The organism is Kitasatospora sp. NPDC101447 (assembly GCF_044767225.1).
GTDB lineage: Bacteria > Actinomycetota > Actinomycetes > Streptomycetales > Streptomycetaceae > Kitasatospora.
Window position 1 is genome coordinate 26,156 of record NZ_JBIWNL010000052.1, and the last position, 17,874, is coordinate 44,029.

The following is a 17,874-nucleotide window of genomic DNA, read 5'->3' on the forward strand; positions in this document are numbered from 1 at the left end:
GTGTCCCCGAAGGGCAGGCCGCCACGGCTCTCGGCCCCTCAGATCAGGCCGCGCCGCATGGCGTACCCCACCGCGTGCGCCCGGTTGCGCAGTCCCAGCCGCGTGATGATCTCGTGCAGAACGTTCTTGACGGTGCGTTCGGAGTAGGAGGTCTTGGCGGCGATCTCACTCGTGTCGAAGCCCTCGGCGACCAGCCGGAGCATCTCCGCCTCCCGGGCGGTCAGGGTCGACAGGGTCAGGCCCCGGCCGTCGAGCATGGTCCGTTGGAGCATCCCGATCCGGTCGAGCAGTTCGCCGAGCAGGTCCCCGGGCATCACCCCCTCGCCGTTGGCCAGGGCGGTGATGAGGTGCACCAGCCGGTCCTGGTCCGCCTCCGAGCGGCGCAGCACGGCGGCGACCCCGCACTCGACGATCGTCTGCAGCCCGCCGGCCTCGAACTGCCCCACCACCAGGCCTATCGCGCCCGAGGTGGCGAGCCGCAGCCGGCGCAGGTGCTCGGCCACCGTCTCGGTCATGGCGTCGACGACCAGCAGGGAGACCTCGGCCTGCGCCGCCTCGCTCTCGCTCAGCAGCTCCACCTCGGGCCGCTGGCGCAGCTGTTGGACCACGCCGGTCTGCAGGATGAGGTCCTCGGCGTACACCGCGACGCGCACCTGGGCCGGCTTGCCGCGGGGGTGGGAGGCGGCCCCGCCGGGCCCGGAGGTACGGGCGGTGCCGAAGGGCCGGGGGCCGCCGGTCGAACGCAGGCCACCGGTGGACCGGCCGGCGGCGGAGGGCTGCGGCGGCACGGTCCGGCGGGCGGCAACGGTTTCCTCACGGCATGGACGGGCGGTGTCGGTCGACGTCATCGAACTGCTCCAAATCTCAAGGGTAACTGCGCTGGTGACGGCCGCTCGCGGCGGGGCGGGGCCGTCGTCGGTCCGGAGGGGCGGGCGGCCGGCTGCCGCGGGGCGGAGCCGACCGCGGGTCTTCGCGGTCCGTACTCCGCCCGGGCCGGCCGGGTCGACGGGTGCGTCCGGACGGTGCCGGGCAAGGACGGTCGGTCCGTGCGGGCAAGGGGTGTGCCCACAGCTTGCCCGCACGGACCTCTCCTCGGAGCGTGACGCGGCCCTACCGTCACGCTATGACCACATCCGCCGAACTCGGCCTGCCCGCACTGACGGTGGTGCCCGGTGGCGTGGCCACCACGACCCTGACGGTACGCAACGATCTCGACATCGTTGAGGCGTACACGCTGGAGGTGGTCGGCGACTGTGCCGCGTGGACGACCGTGGAGCCGGCCCGGGTCTCGCTGTTCCCGGGGACGTCCGAGACGGTGACGGTGCGCCTGGCCCCGCCGCGTTCGCCCGCAGCGCGGGCCGGCGACTTCCCGCTCGGCATCCGGGTGCTGCCGGCCGAACGCCCCGAGCTGGTGACGGTCCCGGAGGCCACCGTCACCGTGACCCCGTTCCACGAGCTGCAGGCCGCCCTCGCACCACGCCGCCGTCGCGGCTGGCTGCGCGGACGCTACCGGACCTCGGTGCGCAACCTGGGGAACACCCCCGACACCGTGGCGCTGACCCCCGGGCAGGACGGCGAGGACCTGAGGTTCCGGGTCACCCCGGAACGGCTCAGCCTGCAGCCCGGTGAGTCCGGCGAGCTGCGCCTGCAGGCGCGCGCCCGCAAGCTGATCTGGTTCGGCAAGCCGACGTCCTGGCCCTTCGAGGTCACGGTCGGCCCGGCGGAGCCCGCGGCCGACAAGGGCCCGGACGGCGCGGGCACCGGCAGCCAGGGCACCGGCGGCCGGGGTACGGACGGCAGGGCGGCGAACGGCCAGGGTGCGGACGGCAACGCCACGAGCGGCAGGGACGCCGCCGGGAACGGCCCGGCCGGGACCGTCGCCCCTCCGGACCATTTGACTATCACTCAGAAGCCGTTGTTGGACGGCAAGTTCATTCAACTGCCGATCCTCCCCAAGTGGCTGCTCGCTCTCCTGGCAGCGCTGATCGCGCTGCTGCTGGCCTGGTTCGCCCTGGTCCGCCCGGCGGTGCGCAGCTCCGCCAAGCAGGCCGCCGAGAAGGCCGTCGCCCAGCAGAGCGCCTCCCCCGCCCCGGCGCCGTCCGCCGGTGGCCCGGACGGCGGCGCACCGACGGCCCCCTCCGCCGGGAACCCATCCGCCGGCAGTCCGGGCGGCCAGGCCAAGCCGGGCGGCGGGCAGCCGGCCCCCGGCTCCCGCGGCGGTCCGGGCCTGGCGGTGCCGGGGACGGGACTGCAGAGCTCCGCCACGATCGACGTGCAGACCGCGAACGCCGCGAACGCCGTGGGCACTTACCAGGTGCCGCACGGCAAGGTCTTCGACATCACGGACATCGTGGCCGCCAACTTCCAGGGTGACCAAGGTCTATTGACCATCACGGCGGGCAATCAGACGATCACCACCATCGCGTTGGAGACCTTCCGCAACCAGGACTACCACTGGGTGACTCCCATCCAGGTCCCCGAGGACCAGACCGTGACGGCGAACGTGACCTGCGAGTCCCCGGGCACTCCGGCCTCGGGCAAGCAGGCGTCCACCTGCCACGAACTCCTCAACCTCAGCGGCACGCTGAGCGACATCAGGCAGGGGAACTGATTCGGTGTGCAGGACTACCTTCCCTTCCCGGGCGTCCGGCCCGGGAAGGGCGCGCCGGACGACCCAACGATGTCGACGAATCCCTCACGGCCCGTTCGTCCCCGATCTCTCCCCCTCCCGTATCTCCTCCCACATCCCGTGACCATGTCAACACCCAGCGGGTTCCGTCGCTGGTCCGGGCACCCGCCGACGACCCGCCCGGGCCGCACCAGCTCTGCCCGCCTGTCCCGGTAGGGCAACCGCGCCTGCCCCCGAGGGCAACCGGTCCGTCCCCCGCGGACGGCGAAGTCTGCCCCCGTACGACGCTGACGGCCCGTCGGGCCGGCCGTGGCGTGGTGCCCTTCCCGCACCGGGCGTCACCGGCGGCCGCACCCGGGCCGACCGGCAACCGCAGCAACCGCCGTAACCGCCGCCAGGAGGAAGGAACCCGATCGCCGTGCGCGCTCACGAACCCGACCGACGGGCCACCCGGGCCCCCTCCCCCGCCGCCACCCGCGCCGTCCGGTCCGGCGCCGGGGCCGGCGCGGCCCTCGCCCTGCAACGGACCATCGGGAACGCCGCGGTGACCCGCCTGGTCCAGCAGCGGCGCGCCACCGGCGGCAGCGCCGACCAGGACGAACTGCCGCTCCAGCGCTCCCTGGTGCACCAGGTGCTGCGGACCGCCGGACGCCCGCTGGACGGGAGCACCCGCCGCGACATGGAGTCCCGCCTCGGCGCGGACTTCTCCGACGTACGGCTGCACACGGGCAGCACGGCCGACGCCTCCGCGGCCGAGATCGGCGCCCGCGCCTTCACCTCGGGCAACCACGTGGTCCTCGGTGCGGGCGGCGGCGACCGCCACACCCTGGCGCACGAACTCACCCACGTCATCCAGCAGCGCCGGGGGCCGGTCGCCGGCACCGACCGCGGCGACGGCCTGCGGGTCTCCGACCCGTCCGACCGCTACGAGCGCGAGGCCGAGGCCAACGCCGTCCGCGCCCTGTCGGCGCCGCCAACCCGCGCGGAGGCGGAGAGCGGTGCGGACGGCGGCCCGGCCGCCCGCGCCGGGGAGGCGGTGCAGCGGATGCCGTCCAAGCGGGACGCAGACACCGCCGAGGTCAGGGGGAGCAGCCCGCCCGCCGGTCGCCGCACCCGGGGCAAGGCCCGCGCGGAGAACCTCGACATCAACCGGCCCACCCTGGAGTTCAGGTCGAACTACGAGGGGCCGGCGACCCAGAAGCTGCACTCCAGCCAGGAGATCGGCTTCCAGCAGGTCGCACGGCTGAAGAACCCGCCGGGCGCCCCGCAGCGGGTCTCCAGCAACTACCACTTCTGGCAGGAGGTCTCCGACTCCAACGTGCAGATCATCGAGTCGGAGGACGGGTACGGCGAACACCCCTCCGCCCGCGGGTGGGTCCAGGACGGCCCCTACCGGCCCACCTACACCGACCCGGTCATCACCAACGCCCAGGACAAGATCGAGTTCAACGACAACCCCGGCTTCTCCACCACGGCGAGGATGACGTCCGGGTACTGGCTGAAGGCCTACAGCGTCTCGTTCCGTTGGAAGGTCGCCCTGAACACGGGCGGCCGCTGGAGCAGGAACCTGCCGGCCTGGACCAGTCCCGAGGTCACCCACACCGTGGTCTCGGAGTTCGACCCCGAGAACCCCGACAAGGAAGCACCCATCAACGCCACCCGGGCCGGGGACTTCGACTGGAACGTCGACCTGTCCGCGCTGGGCGACGGAGCGTAGGAGCCGGGCGACGGGCCCTGGGACGGTTCCGGCCCCGCCGCGGGCGGTGGGGCCGGAACCGGCGTCGGGGTCAGAGGAACTGCTCGGCCCAGATGATCTTTCCGGCGGGGGTGTAGCGGACGCCCCAGCGTTCGGTGAGCCGGGCGACGAGGAACAGGCCGCGGCCGCCCTCGTCGTCCTCGACCGCGTAGCGCAGGTGCGGAGCGGTGCTGCTGCTGTCGGAGACCTCGCAGATCAGCGTGCGGTCGTACAGCAGCCGGACCGTGACCGGCTCGGTGCCGTAGCGGATGGCGTTGGTCACCAGCTCGCTGAGCACCAGTTCCGTGACGAAGCCGGCCTCGTCCAGACCCCACGCGGCGAGCTGCCGGGTGGCCTCGGCCCGGACCCGGGCCACCGCCTCCGGAGCCGATTCCACCGCCCACTCGGCGGTCCGGTCCGGCTCCAGCACGCGGGTGCGGGCGGCGAGGAGGGCGATGTCGTCGCTCTGGCGGGCGGGCAGCAGGGCGTCGAGCACGGCGTCGCAGAGTTCCTCGGGGGACCGCTCGGAGCCGCTCAGGACGCCCGTGAGGAGGTCCAGCCCGGCCCCGATGTCGCGGGTGCGGTCCTCGACGAGGCCGTCGGTGTAGAGGATCAGGCTGCTGCCCGGCGGCAGTCGCAGTTCCACGGCCTCGAAGGGCATTCCGCCCAGGCCGAGCGGCGGACCGGCGGGGAGGCCGAGCAGTTCCACCGTGCCGTCCGGGTGGACGAGCGCGGGCGGGGGATGGCCCGCCCGGGCCAGCGCACAGGTCGCGGTGCTGGGGTCGTAGATCGCGTAGAGGCAGGTGGCGCCGGTGATCGCGAGCTCGCCGCCGGCCGCGGCCGCCTCCTGGTCCAGGTGGGCGACCAGTTCGTCCAGGTGTCCGAGGAGCTCGTCCGGCGGGAGGTCGAGCGTGGAGAAGTTCTGGACGGCGGTGCGCAGCCGGCCCATGGTGGCGGCCGCGTGCATGCCGTGGCCGACCACGTCGCCCACGACGAGGGCGACCCTGGCGCCCGGCAACGGGATGACGTCGAACCAGTCACCGCCGACCCCGGCCTGGGCGGGCAGGTAGCGGTAGGCGACGTCCAGGGCGCTCTGCTCGGGCAGCGCGCGCGGCAGCAGGCTGTGCTGCAGGGTGACGGCCATGGTGTGCTCGCGGGTGAAGCGGCGGGCGTTGTCGATGGACACGGCGGCCCGGGCGGCCAGCTCCTCGGCCAGCGAGAGCTCGTCCTCCTCGAACCGGACCCGGTCCCGGCCGCGCCAGAAGCAGGCGACGCCCATCAGCACGCCGCGCGCCGTCAGCGGAACGGCGATCATCGACACCAGGCCGAAGTCCAGGACGGCCTGCGTGCGCTCGGCGTCCTGCCGGCGCCACCCGGCGTCGGTCTCCACGTCGGGAACCAGCGCGGAGTGTCCGCTGACGAAGCCGGCCGCGTGCGGGGTGCTCCCGGCCCAGGTGACCAGCTCCCCCGGGCGGTACAGCGGCGAGTCCTCGTGGATGCCCGCGACGGCCACGCGCTGCAGTTCCACCGGGGTGCCGACCGTCAGGGTCCGCGGCTCCTCGCCGACCAGGACCTCCTCGGCGAGGTCGACGGTGGCGTAGTCGCAGAACTCCCGGGAGGCCAGTTCGGCGAGCTCCTCGGCGGTGCGCCGGACGTCCAGGGTGGTGCCGATGGCCATGCTCGCGTCGTACAGCAGGCTCAGCCGGCCGCGGGCGACCTCGGCCTTCCCCGCCAGGACGCGCAGCTCGGTGGAGTCCCGCAGGGTGGTGACGCTGCCGGGCGGGCCTCCCCCGCTGTCGGTGGGGCGGTTGTTGACGGCCAACAGGCGGTCACCGACGGGCAGCACCTCGTCGGTGACCGCGCTGTCCGACAGCAGCAGCTCGGTCGTCCGCGGATCGAGGCCGAGGTCGGTGACGGCCCGCCCCTCCGCGTCGTCCGGCAGGTCCAGCAGCCGGCGCGCCTCGTCGTTGGCGAGCAGGACCCGGCCGTCGCCGCCGACGATGGCCACGCCCTCGCGCACCGCGTGCAGCACCGCGTCGTGGTGGTCGTACATCCTGGTCATTTCCTCCGGCCCCAGGCCGTGGGTCTGCCGCAGGAGACGTCTGCCCACCAGCGCCGTCCCGGCCGTGGCCAGGCCCAGCGCGAGGGTGCCCGCGCCCAGGACGACGGGCAGCTGGCGGTCGATCGCGCTGCTCACGTTGGCGACCTTCATCCCGGCGGACACGATGCCCACGACCCCGCCGTGGCCGTCCTCCACCGGGACGACCACCTGGTACTCCAGGCCGAGCGGGCCGTGCACCTGCTCGACGGTGACCAGGCCGTGCAGCGAGGGCCCGATGGTGCCGACGAACTTCTTGCCGATCTGCTCCGGCTCGGGGTGGGTGTAGCGGATGCCGTTCCGGTCGGTCACCACGATGAAGTCGACGTTGGCGTCCTTGCGGGCCGCCTCGGTGAGCGGCTGCAGCACCGCACTGGGGTCGGGCCCCTGCATGGTCGCCACCAGGCCGGGGCTGTGGGCGAACGCCTCGGCCGCGGCGAGCGAGCGGTCGCGCGCCGCCGCGAACCGGTCGCTGCGGGACTCCACCAGGAGCGCCACGACCGCCGCCACCACGAGCAGCAGCACGATCGTCACCTGCAGGAGGAACATCTGACCGGCGACACTGCGGATGCTCAGCACCGACCGCAGACGCCGTACCGAAGGGTCCCCCGGGACCGGGCGTGGATGCTGCCGCCCGCGACGACCAGTCGCGGCGCCCGGAGCCCGGGGGTCGGGATCCGTGTCTTTCGCCATACACCCATGGTCCCGCCCCGGCCGGAACCGGACACGGCTAGCGGGGCACGGCCCGGATCAGCAGCAACGCGACGTCGTCCGTGCGGTACTCGCCGTGGCCGGCCCGGTCGACGAGGGCGTCGGCGAGCCGGTCGAGCGGTTCGCCGCCGTGCCGGGCCAGCGTGGCGGTCAGGTCGGCCAGCGCCCGGTCGAGGTCCGCCCCGGGCGTGTCGATGAGGCCGTCGGTGTACAGGGCCAGGGTGGTGCCGATCGGCAGGCCGATCCGGATCTGCGGGTAGTCGGCGGCGGGGTCGACGTTCAGCACCATGCCGACGAGCGGCTCCAGTGCGCGCGCCCGCCCGTTCGGGCCGTACAGCAGGGGCACGGGGTGGCCGGCGTCGGCCAGCCAGGCCTCGCGGCGGGCGAGGTCGACGCGCAGGTAGGCGCAGCTGGCCAGCAGCGAGGTGTCCAGGTCGGCCACCAGCCGGTTGGTGCGGGAGAGCACCGTGCTCGGATCGGAGTCGGCGGTGGCGAAGGCGCGGACGGCGGTGCGGACCTGGCCCATCAGCGCGGCGGCGTTGACGTTGTGGCCCTGGACGTCGCCGATCACGACGGCGACGCTGTCGGGCCCGACCCGGATGAGGTCGTAGAAGTCGCCGCCGATGTCCATGCCCTCGGTGGCGGGCAGGTAGCGGGCGCTGACCTCCAGGCCCGGGACGTCCGGCAGCGCGCGGGGCAGCAGGCTCTCCTGGAGGCCCTGGGCGAGGCCGAGCTTGGTGTCGTACAGCCGGGCGCGGTCCAGGGCCTGGGCGATCAGCCCGCCGAGCGAGGTGAGGACGGCGCGTTCCTCCAGGTCGAAGTGGTGCGGCTCGGCGAAGGCCAGCACGCAGGTGCCGATCAGCCGGCCCGAGGTCACCAGCGGCAGGTAGGCCCAGGCGGCCATCCCGTCCTGCGTCTCCTCGCGGCCCGGGTAGAGCCGTTCCAGGTCCTCGCGGGTCTCGAAGTAGGCCGGCACCGGGTTGGTGGACGCCTGGACACCGGGGGTGGACTCGGTCAGCGGGGTGCCGTCGAACCGGTCGACCAGCCCGGGCGGGTAGCCGCGGTGGCCCACGATGCGAAGGCGGCCCCCCTCGGCCAGCAGCACCGCCACGGCCTGGCCGCCGAAGGCCGGCACGATCTGCTCGGAGACCATGGTCACCACGTCCTGCACACTGACGGCCTCGGTGAGCGCGCCGGCCAGGTGGAGGAGGTGGTACAGCGCTCCGGGCCGGGTGTGCGTCGCCCGCTCGGGCGGGGTGCCGGCGGGCCGGGAGCGGCCGGCGGCGTCGGCGGGGACGATCCGCGCGGTCAGTCCGGACGGGTCCGGGTAGAGCTCGAACGAGAGCCAGCGGTCCGGCGGGCGCAGCGCGACGAAGGAGGTGGCCTGCCCGCTGATCACCGCGGCCCGGTAGTGGTACTCGTACACCGGGTCCCGCAGCCACGGCAGGACCGTCCACGGCCGCGCGCCCACCAGCCGCTCGACCGGTTCGCCCAGCAGCTCGGCGGCGGTCGGGGTGACCGCGGCCAGCCTGCCGTCCAGGTCGATGCCGCACACGCCCTCCGGGAGCCGCGCCGCCATCGCGGTCAGCGGGGCGGTGGTGCCGCGTTCGGCCGGCTCGGGGCGCGGCCCGGCCCGGGCCGCGCGGCCGGCGGCGGCCTCGTCCGCCAGCACGTCGGCCAGGCGCCCGGCGAACGCGGCGAACCGCTCCCGTTCGCCGGCCGACATCTCCGGCGGGTGCGTGGCCGGCCAGAGCACGAAGACGACCCCGTACACCGTCCCGCGCGAGACGACCGGAGCGGCCGCGAGGCAGAACGCGTACGGCATGGCGACCGCGACCCTCGGGTACCTGCGCGCCATGTGCGCCGTGCCGCCCACCCAGACGATCCGGCCGCTGCGCGCCGCGTCGGCCACCGGTACGGGCGCGGTCAGGCCGACGCGCTGCCACGGCCTGGTGAACTGCCGGGCGGACCCCAGCGTCACGGCGAGTTCGAGCAGCTGCCCGTCCTCCGACAGCAGGTAGAGCCCGCCGCTGTGCGCGTCGAGCCGGGCCGGCGCCGACCGCAGGACCTCCGCGGCCGCGTCCAGACCGCGTCCGGCCGGTGCCCCGGTGGCCAGGTGTCCGGGCCCCGGCGACCGATCCCGCGGCACGCCCATCACGAGCACCCCATTCGAGCCGACCAGTGGGCCCGTAGGCCCCCTCCCATAGTGGCCCGGCCCGCACCGTACGTCCCGTCGTGCCCGCCGCGTGATGACCGGAGCGGGCGGCTCCGGGCGGGTCAGCCCAGGAGGACCGGGTCCTCGGCGAGCTCGGCGAGCAGGGCGTCCAGCTTGGCGCGGTCGACCGAGGGCATCACGAACACGTGCACGTAGCTGCGCCGGGTGGACTCGTCGCCGGGGACGAGCAGCACGTCCTGCGAGGACAGCGACCACTTCGCGACCAGTTCGGCGCTCGGCTTGCGGAAGCGCACGGTGACGGCGCCCGGGGTGCGGGCCGGCCAGAGCTCGACGCCGAGCTCCTGCTCCATGGCCTGCAGGCGCCGCTCCAGGTAGTCGGCGAGTTCCTGCGCGGTCCGGATCCGGTCGACCTGGTCCTGGTAGGAGTGGCGGGACAGGTGGTCCCAGAGGATCAGCGGCGAGAAGCCGTTGCGGGAGCCGGCGAAGGTGGTGTCGGGCGCGCCCGTGTAGTCCGGCTGGGACGGCGGCGAGATCTGGTACTTCACCTTGGTCATGTAGATGCCGCACGGCCACGGCGCGCCGGCCCACTTGTGGCCGCTCATCGCGATCGAGGAGACCATGTCGACCTCGCCGTGTCCGGCGGTGGGCAGGGCGAGCCCGAAGTCGAACTCGGGCAGCTCGGTCTCCGGCGTCCAGCCGTACGCCGGGTCCTGGGAGGCCATCCGCAGGAACGGTGCGTAGCCCGCGCCGAGCGCGCCGTCCACGTGGATCCAGAAGCCGCGGCGCACGTCGACCAGCGGCTCGCCGGTCAGCTCGTCCGTTCCGTACACCACCTCGCGCCGCACCAGGCCGTACTTCTCGAAGATCGGCAGCAGGCGCTCGCAGACCGCCCGGACGTCGTCGTGCGCGCCCTTGAAGGTGCTGCCGAGGTTGAGGTTGACGAAGACCGGGTGCCCCTTGGCGGCGAAGAACTCGACCAGCAGGGTGAGCGCGTCGACGTCGATCTCGCCGGTGCCGTCCCACGCGAACCCGGACGGGCCGGGGCGGGAGGGCACCTCGGCCGGCCACTCGCGGCGCCCGGTGGCCGGGTCGACCAGCGGGCACTCGTCCGGGTACAGCTCCAGGCCGACGGCCTGGAAGGTCTCGACGGCCAGCACGCGGACGGCCTTGGCGAAGGAGTAGTGGGTGTCCTCGGAGTAGAACGCGACCGGACGGTGGGCGTTCGGGTTGTGCCGGTCCGGCGCGGCCTGGACGTAGCGCAGCTCGTCCCGGGGGGCGGTCGGCGGGTGGATGAGCGCCTTGCCGCTGAGGTAGTCGCGGGCGTTCCAGAGCGCGTACATGTTGCCCTCGGTCGAGCCCATGGACAGCATGTAGCCCCAGTACGACTCGGGGTCGGCCGGGTCGTGCGGGCGCTCCGCGTGCCACAGCTTCGCGTAGTAGTCCAGGACGGCGCACTCGATGACCTTGGTGTTCGGCTTGTAGCCGCCGCTCTGGAACGGGTCTCCGAGGTTGTTGATGTTGTTCGGCATGAACCGGGCCAGGTCCAGCGCGGTGCCCTGCATGTCCTGGGTGGCCTGGTAGCCGACCAGGTGCTTGCGCTTGCGCGTCAGGTACTCGTCCACCGTGTCCAGGGCGCGCAGCCGCCGCTCGTCGTCCAGCCCGGTCGCGGGGAGCACGAAGTCACCGCAGTCCAGCTCCGGGCCCGGGTCGACGGCGGTCGCCGCGGCGGTCCCGGCGGCGGTGTCGGTGTCGGGTGCGGCGAAGGTGGCGGTCGGGCTCATGGGCGGGGCACTCCGGGCGTGGTGGGAGATCGAGGAGCGGTCGCCGCTCGCGCCCAGGATGGAACTTTCCGGCGAATCCCGGAAGCTCTCCCGAAGAAGATTCGGTCGAAGCCCGAACAGGTTTGCTCATCGACGGAACCGGCTGGAATCCTGGCGGGTATGCCGAACAATCCGCAGCGCGGGCGGACCCCCATCGACGACACCGACCGGGCGATCATCCGTGCCCTGGCCGACAACGCCCGCCTCCCCAACAACGCCCTCGCCGAGCAGGTGGGCATCGCCCCCTCCACCTGCCTGGCCCGCGTCCGCGCCCTCCAGGAGCGCGACGTCATCCGCGGCTACCGCGCCGAGATCGACCCGGCGGCCATCGGCCTGCCGCTCCAGGCGATGATCTCGGTCCGGCTGCGCGCCCACACCCGCGAGCAGAACGAGAGCTTCCGCGGCACCGCCCCCGACCTGCCCGGCGTCCTGGCCGTCTTCCACATGGCCGGCTCCGACGACTACCTCCTGCACGTCGGCGTCGCCGGCCCCGAGGCCCTGCGCGACTTCGTCGTCGACCACCTCACCACCCACCCGGCGGTGGCCCAGACCCGCACCAACCTGATCTTCGAGCAGATACCGGGGCGCCGCTACCTGGAGCGCGCCTGACCACGGGGGCGCCGTCCGCGGCGGTGCTCCGCCGGGTCCGGGCCGTCGCCGGCGGCCGCTGAACCGGCCGGGACCGCGGCCCGTCAGGCGCCGGCCGCCAGCCGGCGGCCCTCGTCCAGGAACGCCGTGACGCCCGCCACGCCGCCGAGTTCACGGATCGTCCGGGCCGCACCGAACGGCGCGTTCCAGAACCCGCCCTGCCGCGGGGCGTGCGGGCCGACGTACGCGTACGGCTCCGGCCGGGCCGCGTCGCCGGGCGAGACGCCGTAGTTCACGCCGTCGACGGTCACCCCGATGTCGAAGTGCTCGGGCCAGATGACCGGGTCCACACCGGGGAACAGCCCGTTCATAGCGGCGTCGCCGAGCGCGAAGCAGTGCGCGAGCCACCGGGCGGCGGTCGGGTCCACCTCGATCGTGTGGCCGCCGGCGCCGCCCGACCCCTCCCCGTACAGCCCCGCGGGCGCCCCGACCGTGATCCCGAGGGCCGCGCCGATGACGCTGCAGGTAGTCCGTTCGAGTGAAATGACCCGCCCCGCCGCGACCAGCTCCGCGCCGACCACCCGCAGCCTCGGCTCGACCGTGGTGGCGAAGCCGCCCGCGCAGGCGCGCAGCCGGATCGTGCCGCCGGCCCGGTACTGCGGCCCGGCCAGCACCAGCTCGGCCACCGCGTGCAGGGCGCGGCGGGTACGTACGACCGTCTCGGTGTCCATGGAGGCCATGCTCCCCCAGGAAGGCGGCCCGGGCGCGGACGCCACGTCGGCGCTCCGCCGGCACCGTGCCGGCGGAGCGCCGACGCCCGCAGGCGGCACCGTGCCGGACGGAAAACGCGTGGACTCCTCCGGCGCTCCCGCGGGAGACTGCGAACCCTTCCCTCTCCGAGTCTTCCTGACGAGCAGTCACGGATGCACTCGTGAGGGGAAGTTGATGGCCTTCCGTACGACACCATGGAGTCGGGATGGGATCGTCCGAATCACTCCGGGGAGCGCCGGGCAAGCGCTCGGTCCTCCTCGCACTCCGCTACTACGGCCGGGAGCTGTTCCGGCGCCCGGGCGTGACGCTGCCCGGCATGCTGCTGCCGGCCCTGGGCAACATCGGCATCAACTACCTCGCGCCCCTGGCCGTGGCGAAGCTCGTCGGCCGGATCTCCGGCCGGAGCGGGACGGACCTCGGCTCGATGCTGCCGTACGTCCTGGGCTTCGCCGCCGCCCTGCTGGCCGGGGAGGCGCTGTGGCGCGTCGGCCTGCACTACCTGAACCGCCTCGACGCCCTCGGGATCGAGCACCTGTACGTGATCGGCATGGACGAACTGCTCGCCAAGGACGCGGCGTTCTTCCACGACAACTTCGCCGGGTCGCTGACCAAACGGGTGCTGAGCTTCGCCTCCCGGTTCGAGGAGTTCGTCGACACGCTGACGTTCTCGGTCGTGGGCAGCCTCGTGCCGCTGCTGTTCGGCTCGGTGGTGCTGTGGCGCTACGAACCGCTCCTCGTGGTCGGGCTGCTGGCGATGATCACGCTGACGGCGCTGGTCGTGGCGCCGCTCGTCCGCCGCCGCCAGGCGCTGGTCGACCAGCGCGAGGAGTCGATCGCCCGGGTCTCCGGCCACGTCGCCGACAGCCTGATGAACATGGACACCGTCCGGGCGTTCGCGGCCGAGGAGGGCGAGGCCGCCGAGCACCGGGCCCGCGTCGCGGAGTCGCGCCGGCTCTCCCTGCGCTCGTGGGACTACGGCAACCTGCGCATCGACACCCTGGTCGCGCCGTTGTCGGTGCTCACCAACGCCCTCGGCCTCCTGCTCGCGGTGGCGCTCGGCGGGGGCGGGCACGGCGTCGAGGCGGTGGTCGTCGCCTTCACCTACTACAGCAACGCGACGCGGATCATGTTCGAGTTCAACCAGATCTACCGGCGGCTGGAGCGATCGCTCACGGAGGCCGCGCAGTTCACCGAGCTGCTGCTGACTCCGCCCACCGTGCTCGACCCGGCCTCGCCGGAACCGCTGCTGCACCGGGACTCGGGCATCCGCTTCGAGCAGGTGGACTTCGCCCACGCGGGCGCGAACCCGATCTTCCGGGGCCTCGACCTCACGGTGCCGGGCGGGGCGAAGTTCGGGCTCGTCGGCCGCTCCGGCGGCGGGAAGACGACCCTCACCAGGCTGCTGCTGCGGATGACGGACATCGACGGCGGCCGGATCCTGATCGGGGGTCAGGACATCAGCCGCCTGCGGCAGGCCGACCTGCGCAGCCTGATCGCCTACGTCCCGCAGGACCCGGCCATGTTCCACCGGACGCTGCGGGACAACATCGCGTTCGCCCGGCCGGACGCCACCGACGCCGAGGTCCGCCGGGCCGCCGAGGCCGCACACGTCACGGAGTTCACCGACGCCCTGCCGCACGGCTTCGACACCATGGTCGGCGAGCGCGGCATCAAGCTCTCCGGCGGGCAGCGGCAGCGGGTCGCCCTCGCCCGGGCCATCCTGCGCGACGCGCCCATCCTGCTGCTCGACGAGGCGACCAGCGCGCTGGACTCGGAGAGCGAACTCCTCGTCCAGGAGGCGCTCTGGGAGCTGATGAAGGGGCGCACCGCGCTCGTGGTGGCGCACCGGCTGAGCACGGTCGCCAGGATGGACCGACTCGTCGTCCTCGACCGCGGGCGCATCGTCGAGCAGGGCACCCACGAGGAGCTGCTCGCCTCGGAGGGCGCCTACGCCAAGCTCTGGCAGCACCAGTCGGGCGGCTTCCTGGACGACACCCGGGCGCAGGCCGACCTGCACTGACGCGCGCTCCCCGGCGGCGGCCGACCGCACCGTAGGGCGTCGACTCCCCGCAGGGCCGGTCGGCGCCGTACGGCCGTGTCGTGCTTGACTCGTGTGGTCGGCGCCAGCACAGTGCGGATCCATGACCACCGACGCGATCTTCCTGGGTCTGGGGCTGACCGTCGTGCTCGCGGTCGGCTCCCAGCTGCTGGCGAGATGGCTGCGCGTTCCCGCACTGATCGTCCTGCTGCCGGTCGGGTTCACCGCGGGCGCGCTCACCGACGACATCGACCCCGAGCGGCTGCTGGGCGCCACGTTCTCCCCCCTGGTGTCGCTCTCCGTGGCGTTGATCCTCTACGACGCGGGGCTCGGTCTGGACCTGAGGCACCTCCGGGGGCACGACCGGCGCGTCGTGGTCAGGCTGCTCCTGCTCGGCGTGGTGCTCACCGGGATCCCGGCCGCCCTGCTCGCGGCGCAGTTCCTGGGGATGTCCTCCCGTGCCGCGCTGATGCTCGGCGCGATCCTCGTGGTGAGCGGTCCGACGGTGGTCGGGCCGCTGCTCAACTTCGTGCGGCCGGTGGAACGGCTCCAGCGGATCCTCACCTGGGAGGGTTCGCTGATCGACCCGATCGGCGCGATCCTGGGCGCCCTGGTCTTCCACTCGATCGTCGCGAGCACCCATGACCACTTCGGCGAACGGGCCGGCCAGCTGCTGCTGAGCCTGGCGGTCGGGTTCGCCGGCGGCCTGGTCGGATCGGTGGTGCTGTGGCTGCTGCTGGGCAGGTTCCGGATCCCCGAGCCGCTCGGTACGTCGGTGCAGCTGGCCACGGTGATCGGCACCGCGGCGGTCTGCGACACCCTCCGTGACGACACCGGACTCATCGCGGCCGTGGTGATGGGCATGGCCGTCGTCAACGTCCCGTCCTTCGACGTCCCTTCCCGCAACCCGTTCTTCGAGACGCTCGTCCAGCTGATCATCGGACTGCTGTTCATCTCCATCTCGGCGACGATCACCCCCGACACGCTCGTCGACGTCGTACTCCCGACGCTCGGCCTGGTCGCCGTGCTGGTCGTCGTCGTCAGACCGCTGGTGGCGGCGCTGTCCACGCTCGGAACGGACCTCCCGCAGGGCCAGCGCGCGTTCATCGGCTGGATGGCCCCGCGCGGCATCGTCGCGGCCGCCACGGCCTCGACGTTCTCCACGACGCTGGTCGCGGACGGCGTCGGCGGGGCCGCGAAGATCCTTCCGGCGACCTTCCTGGTCATCGTCACCACGGTGGCGGTCTACGGGTTCACCGCGGTGCCGGCCGCGCGGTTGCTGGACGTCAGGCGTTCCGCCCGCTCCCGGCCGTTGCTGGTCGGCGGCGCGCAGTGGGTGGTGGAACTCGGCCGGGTGCTCCGGTCGGCGGGCCTGGACGTGCTGATGTGGGCCGGCCTCGAACCGGAGCGCGAACGGATCAGGGAGTCCGGCCTCCAGCTGGCGCCGGGTGAGCTGCTGGCGGCGGCCACCGGGCAGGGCGCGGAACTGGAGGGCATCACGGCCGTCCTGCTGCTGACCGACGAGGACGACTTCAACGCGCTCGCCTCGACGATCCTGCAGGGCAGCGTCGAGGGCCCCGTCTACCGCCTGGGGCCGCCGCACGGCAGCCACGGGGTGGTGGCCCCGTACACCGGCGGCGAGATCCTGTTCGGCGAAGCCCTGGTCCGGCCGGCGCTGGACCGCCGGTACGCCGACGGGGCGCCGGTGGTGGCGAGGTCCGCCGGCGGGACCGTCCCCGCCGGGTACGACCTGCTGTTCCGGATCCGCTCCGACGGCTCGCTCGCCCCGGTCGTCGGGGGCCGCGCGCCGGCCGAGGAGGCCGGGGACGTCCTGGTCCTGCTCGGCCCGGCCCGGCCTGCCGGGGCCGGGTCGGGCTGAGCCGGGCTGGGCTGGGCCGGGCTGGGCTGGGCCGGGCGTCAGGCGATCGGGTCGTACCAGGCGTCGCCCGCGGGCAGCAGCGCGTCCGCGGCCCCGGGGCCCCAGCTGCCTCTGGCGTACGGGTGCACCGGGGTGGCGTCCCCCAGCACCGGGTCGACGATCCGCCAGGCGGCCTCCACGGTGTCCTGCCTGGCGAACAGCCAGCGGTCCCCGTCGAGGGCGGCGCCGATGAGCCGGTCGTAGGGGCGCATGTCCGATCCCGGCTGCTGCGCGAAGGAGAGCTCCTCGTGCTGGGCCGCCCAGGCCGCACCGGGGCGCTTCCCGGCGAGGGTGAGCGCCACCTGGGTCTCCGGCCAGACCCGGAACCTCAGGGCGTTGGCGGCCGGCCCGGGCCGCAGGCCGAAGACGTCGTGCGGCGCGGCCCGGAACTTGACGCGGACCTCGGTGGCGGTGACCGGCAGGCACTTGCCGGCCCGGATGACGATCGGCACGTCCGCCCAGCGCCAGGAGTCGGACGCGAGCCGGACGGCGGCGAAGGTCTCCACGGTCGACCCCGGTTCGACCCCGGGCACCTGCTGGTAGCCCTCGTACTGGCCGCGCACGGTGGTCGCGGGGCTGAGCGGGCGCAGTGAGGACACCAGCTGGGCCTTCGCGTCCCGCCACGAGGACAGCCCCGACCCGGAGGGCGGATCGGCCAGGACGCTCGCCAGGACCTGGAGCATGTGGTTCTGCACCACGTCGCGGATCGCGCCGGTGCGGTCGTAGAACCGGCCGCGGTCGGAGACGTCGAAGGCCTCGGCCATGGTGATCTGGACGCTCTCCACGTGGGTGCGGTTGAGCAGCGGCTCGACCACCGAGTTGGCGAACCGGGCGAACAGCACGTTCTCCACCGGGTCGAGCCCGAGCCAGTGGTCGACCCGGTAGATCGCGTCCTCCGGGAAGTACTCGTGCATGGTGGCGTTGAGCCGCCCGGCGCTCTCCAGGTCCGTCCCGAACGGCTTCTCGACCATCACCCGGGCGCCCTTGGCGCGGCCGGCGGTCGCGATGCCCCGGGCGATGCGCCCGAACAGCGGGGGCGGCACCTCCAGGTAGTACAGGGCGCTGCCGCCGGGGCCCATGGCCTCGGACATCGCCGCGTAGGTGGCGTCGTCGTCGAGGTCGCCGTCGACGTACCGCAGCAGTCCCAGCATCTTCTGCGCGGCTGCGGTGTCCGGGTCCATGCCGTTGAGGCGCAGCGAGGCCGCCGCGTAGTCGCGGAACTGCTCCAGGCCCCAGCCGCTCTTGGCCACCCCGACGACGGGGACGTCGAGCACGCCGCGCTCGACCAGGCCGACGAGGGCCGGGAAGGTCTCCAGCTTGGCCAGGTCTCCGGTCGCACCGAAGATCACCAGCGCGTCCATCCGATCGGTCGCCATCTCGGTCTCTCCTG

Annotated in this window: 11 protein-coding genes; 5 read left to right on the forward strand and 6 right to left on the reverse strand. The window is 73.7% G+C overall.

From position 1 onward, the window contains the following. Positions 1-38: 38 nt before the first annotated feature. Positions 39-848, reverse strand: coding sequence for a LuxR C-terminal-related transcriptional regulator (locus tag ACIRST_RS39220; protein WP_402808976.1), 810 nt, complete (start codon positions 846-848; stop codon positions 39-41). A 275-nt stretch (positions 849-1,123) separates the two neighbouring features. On the opposite strand from ACIRST_RS39220, the gene ACIRST_RS39225 reads away from it, so the two are divergent. Both ACIRST_RS39225 and ACIRST_RS39230 read left to right on the forward strand, forming a co-directional pair. After that, positions 1,124-2,611, forward strand: coding sequence for a hydrolytic protein (locus ACIRST_RS39225; RefSeq protein ID WP_402808978.1), 1,488 nt, complete (start codon positions 1,124-1,126; stop codon positions 2,609-2,611). Positions 2,612-3,047: 436 nt separating this feature from the next. Next, positions 3,048-4,346: a DUF4157 domain-containing protein gene (locus tag ACIRST_RS39230; RefSeq protein WP_402808981.1), complete on the forward strand. Its 1,299-nt coding sequence runs from the start codon at positions 3,048-3,050 to the stop codon at positions 4,344-4,346. A gap of 70 nt (positions 4,347-4,416) precedes the next feature. On the opposite strand, the gene ACIRST_RS39235 is transcribed toward ACIRST_RS39230, so the two are convergent. The 3 genes from ACIRST_RS39235 to ACIRST_RS39245 form a co-directional block, all read right to left on the reverse strand. Then, positions 4,417-7,011, reverse strand: coding sequence for a SpoIIE family protein phosphatase (locus ACIRST_RS39235; RefSeq protein WP_402808983.1), 2,595 nt, complete (start codon positions 7,009-7,011; stop codon positions 4,417-4,419). A gap of 181 nt (positions 7,012-7,192) precedes the next feature. Further along, positions 7,193-9,328, reverse strand: a complete 2,136-nt coding sequence (locus ACIRST_RS39240; RefSeq protein WP_402808984.1) for a SpoIIE family protein phosphatase — start codon at positions 9,326-9,328, stop codon at positions 7,193-7,195. Positions 9,329-9,450: 122 nt separating this feature from the next. Then, entirely contained in the window at positions 9,451-11,130 is a 1,680-nt protein-coding gene (locus ACIRST_RS39245) for a histidine decarboxylase (protein WP_350524433.1), read from the reverse strand. Positions 11,131-11,289: 159 nt separating this feature from the next. On the opposite strand from ACIRST_RS39245, the gene ACIRST_RS39250 reads away from it, so the two are divergent. Beyond that, the gene (locus tag ACIRST_RS39250) at positions 11,290-11,778 is read left to right on the forward strand and encodes an Lrp/AsnC family transcriptional regulator (RefSeq protein ID WP_350524432.1); all 489 of its coding nucleotides are present in this window, start codon (positions 11,290-11,292) and stop codon (positions 11,776-11,778) included. 83 nt (positions 11,779-11,861) lie between these two features. On the opposite strand, the gene ACIRST_RS39255 is transcribed toward ACIRST_RS39250, so the two are convergent. Further along, positions 11,862-12,488 carry a hypothetical protein gene (locus ACIRST_RS39255; RefSeq protein ID WP_402808987.1) on the reverse strand — a complete coding sequence of 209 codons (627 nt, stop codon included), beginning with the start codon at positions 12,486-12,488 and terminating at the stop codon, positions 11,862-11,864. A 245-nt stretch (positions 12,489-12,733) separates the two neighbouring features. Here ACIRST_RS39255 and ACIRST_RS39260 point away from each other — a divergent pair, with 245 nt between their 5' ends. Both ACIRST_RS39260 and ACIRST_RS39265 read left to right on the forward strand, forming a co-directional pair. Next, on the forward strand, positions 12,734-14,548 hold the full coding sequence (locus tag ACIRST_RS39260; protein WP_402808990.1) for an ABC transporter ATP-binding protein: 1,815 nt from the start codon (positions 12,734-12,736) through the stop codon (positions 14,546-14,548). A 121-nt stretch (positions 14,549-14,669) separates the two neighbouring features. Then, positions 14,670-16,445, forward strand: coding sequence for a cation:proton antiporter (locus tag ACIRST_RS39265; RefSeq protein WP_402808992.1), 1,776 nt, complete (start codon positions 14,670-14,672; stop codon positions 16,443-16,445). A gap of 38 nt (positions 16,446-16,483) precedes the next feature. Here the strand turns inward: ACIRST_RS39265 and zwf are convergent, their stop codons facing one another. After that, positions 16,484-17,860: a glucose-6-phosphate dehydrogenase gene (gene zwf, locus ACIRST_RS39270; protein ID WP_350524428.1), complete on the reverse strand. Its 1,377-nt coding sequence runs from the start codon at positions 17,858-17,860 to the stop codon at positions 16,484-16,486. Positions 17,861-17,874 lie beyond the last annotated feature (14 nt).

Coding starts and splice junctions, on each gene's coding strand:
- ACIRST_RS39220 (WP_402808976.1), bottom strand. CDS start 848: ATGACGTCGACCGACACCGCCCGTCCATGCCGTGAGGAAACCGTTGCC.
- ACIRST_RS39225 (WP_402808978.1), top strand. CDS start 1,124: ATGACCACATCCGCCGAACTCGGCCTGCCCGCACTGACGGTGGTGCCC.
- ACIRST_RS39235 (WP_402808983.1), bottom strand. CDS start 7,011: ATGTTCCTCCTGCAGGTGACGATCGTGCTGCTGCTCGTGGTGGCGGCG.
- ACIRST_RS39240 (WP_402808984.1), bottom strand. CDS start 9,328: ATGGGCGTGCCGCGGGATCGGTCGCCGGGGCCCGGACACCTGGCCACC.
- ACIRST_RS39245 (WP_350524433.1), bottom strand. CDS start 11,130: ATGAGCCCGACCGCCACCTTCGCCGCACCCGACACCGACACCGCCGCC.
- ACIRST_RS39250 (WP_350524432.1), top strand. CDS start 11,290: ATGCCGAACAATCCGCAGCGCGGGCGGACCCCCATCGACGACACCGAC.
- ACIRST_RS39255 (WP_402808987.1), bottom strand. CDS start 12,488: ATGGACACCGAGACGGTCGTACGTACCCGCCGCGCCCTGCACGCGGTG.
- ACIRST_RS39260 (WP_402808990.1), top strand. CDS start 12,734: ATGGGATCGTCCGAATCACTCCGGGGAGCGCCGGGCAAGCGCTCGGTC.
- ACIRST_RS39265 (WP_402808992.1), top strand. CDS start 14,670: ATGACCACCGACGCGATCTTCCTGGGTCTGGGGCTGACCGTCGTGCTC.
- zwf (WP_350524428.1), bottom strand. CDS start 17,860: ATGGCGACCGATCGGATGGACGCGCTGGTGATCTTCGGTGCGACCGGA.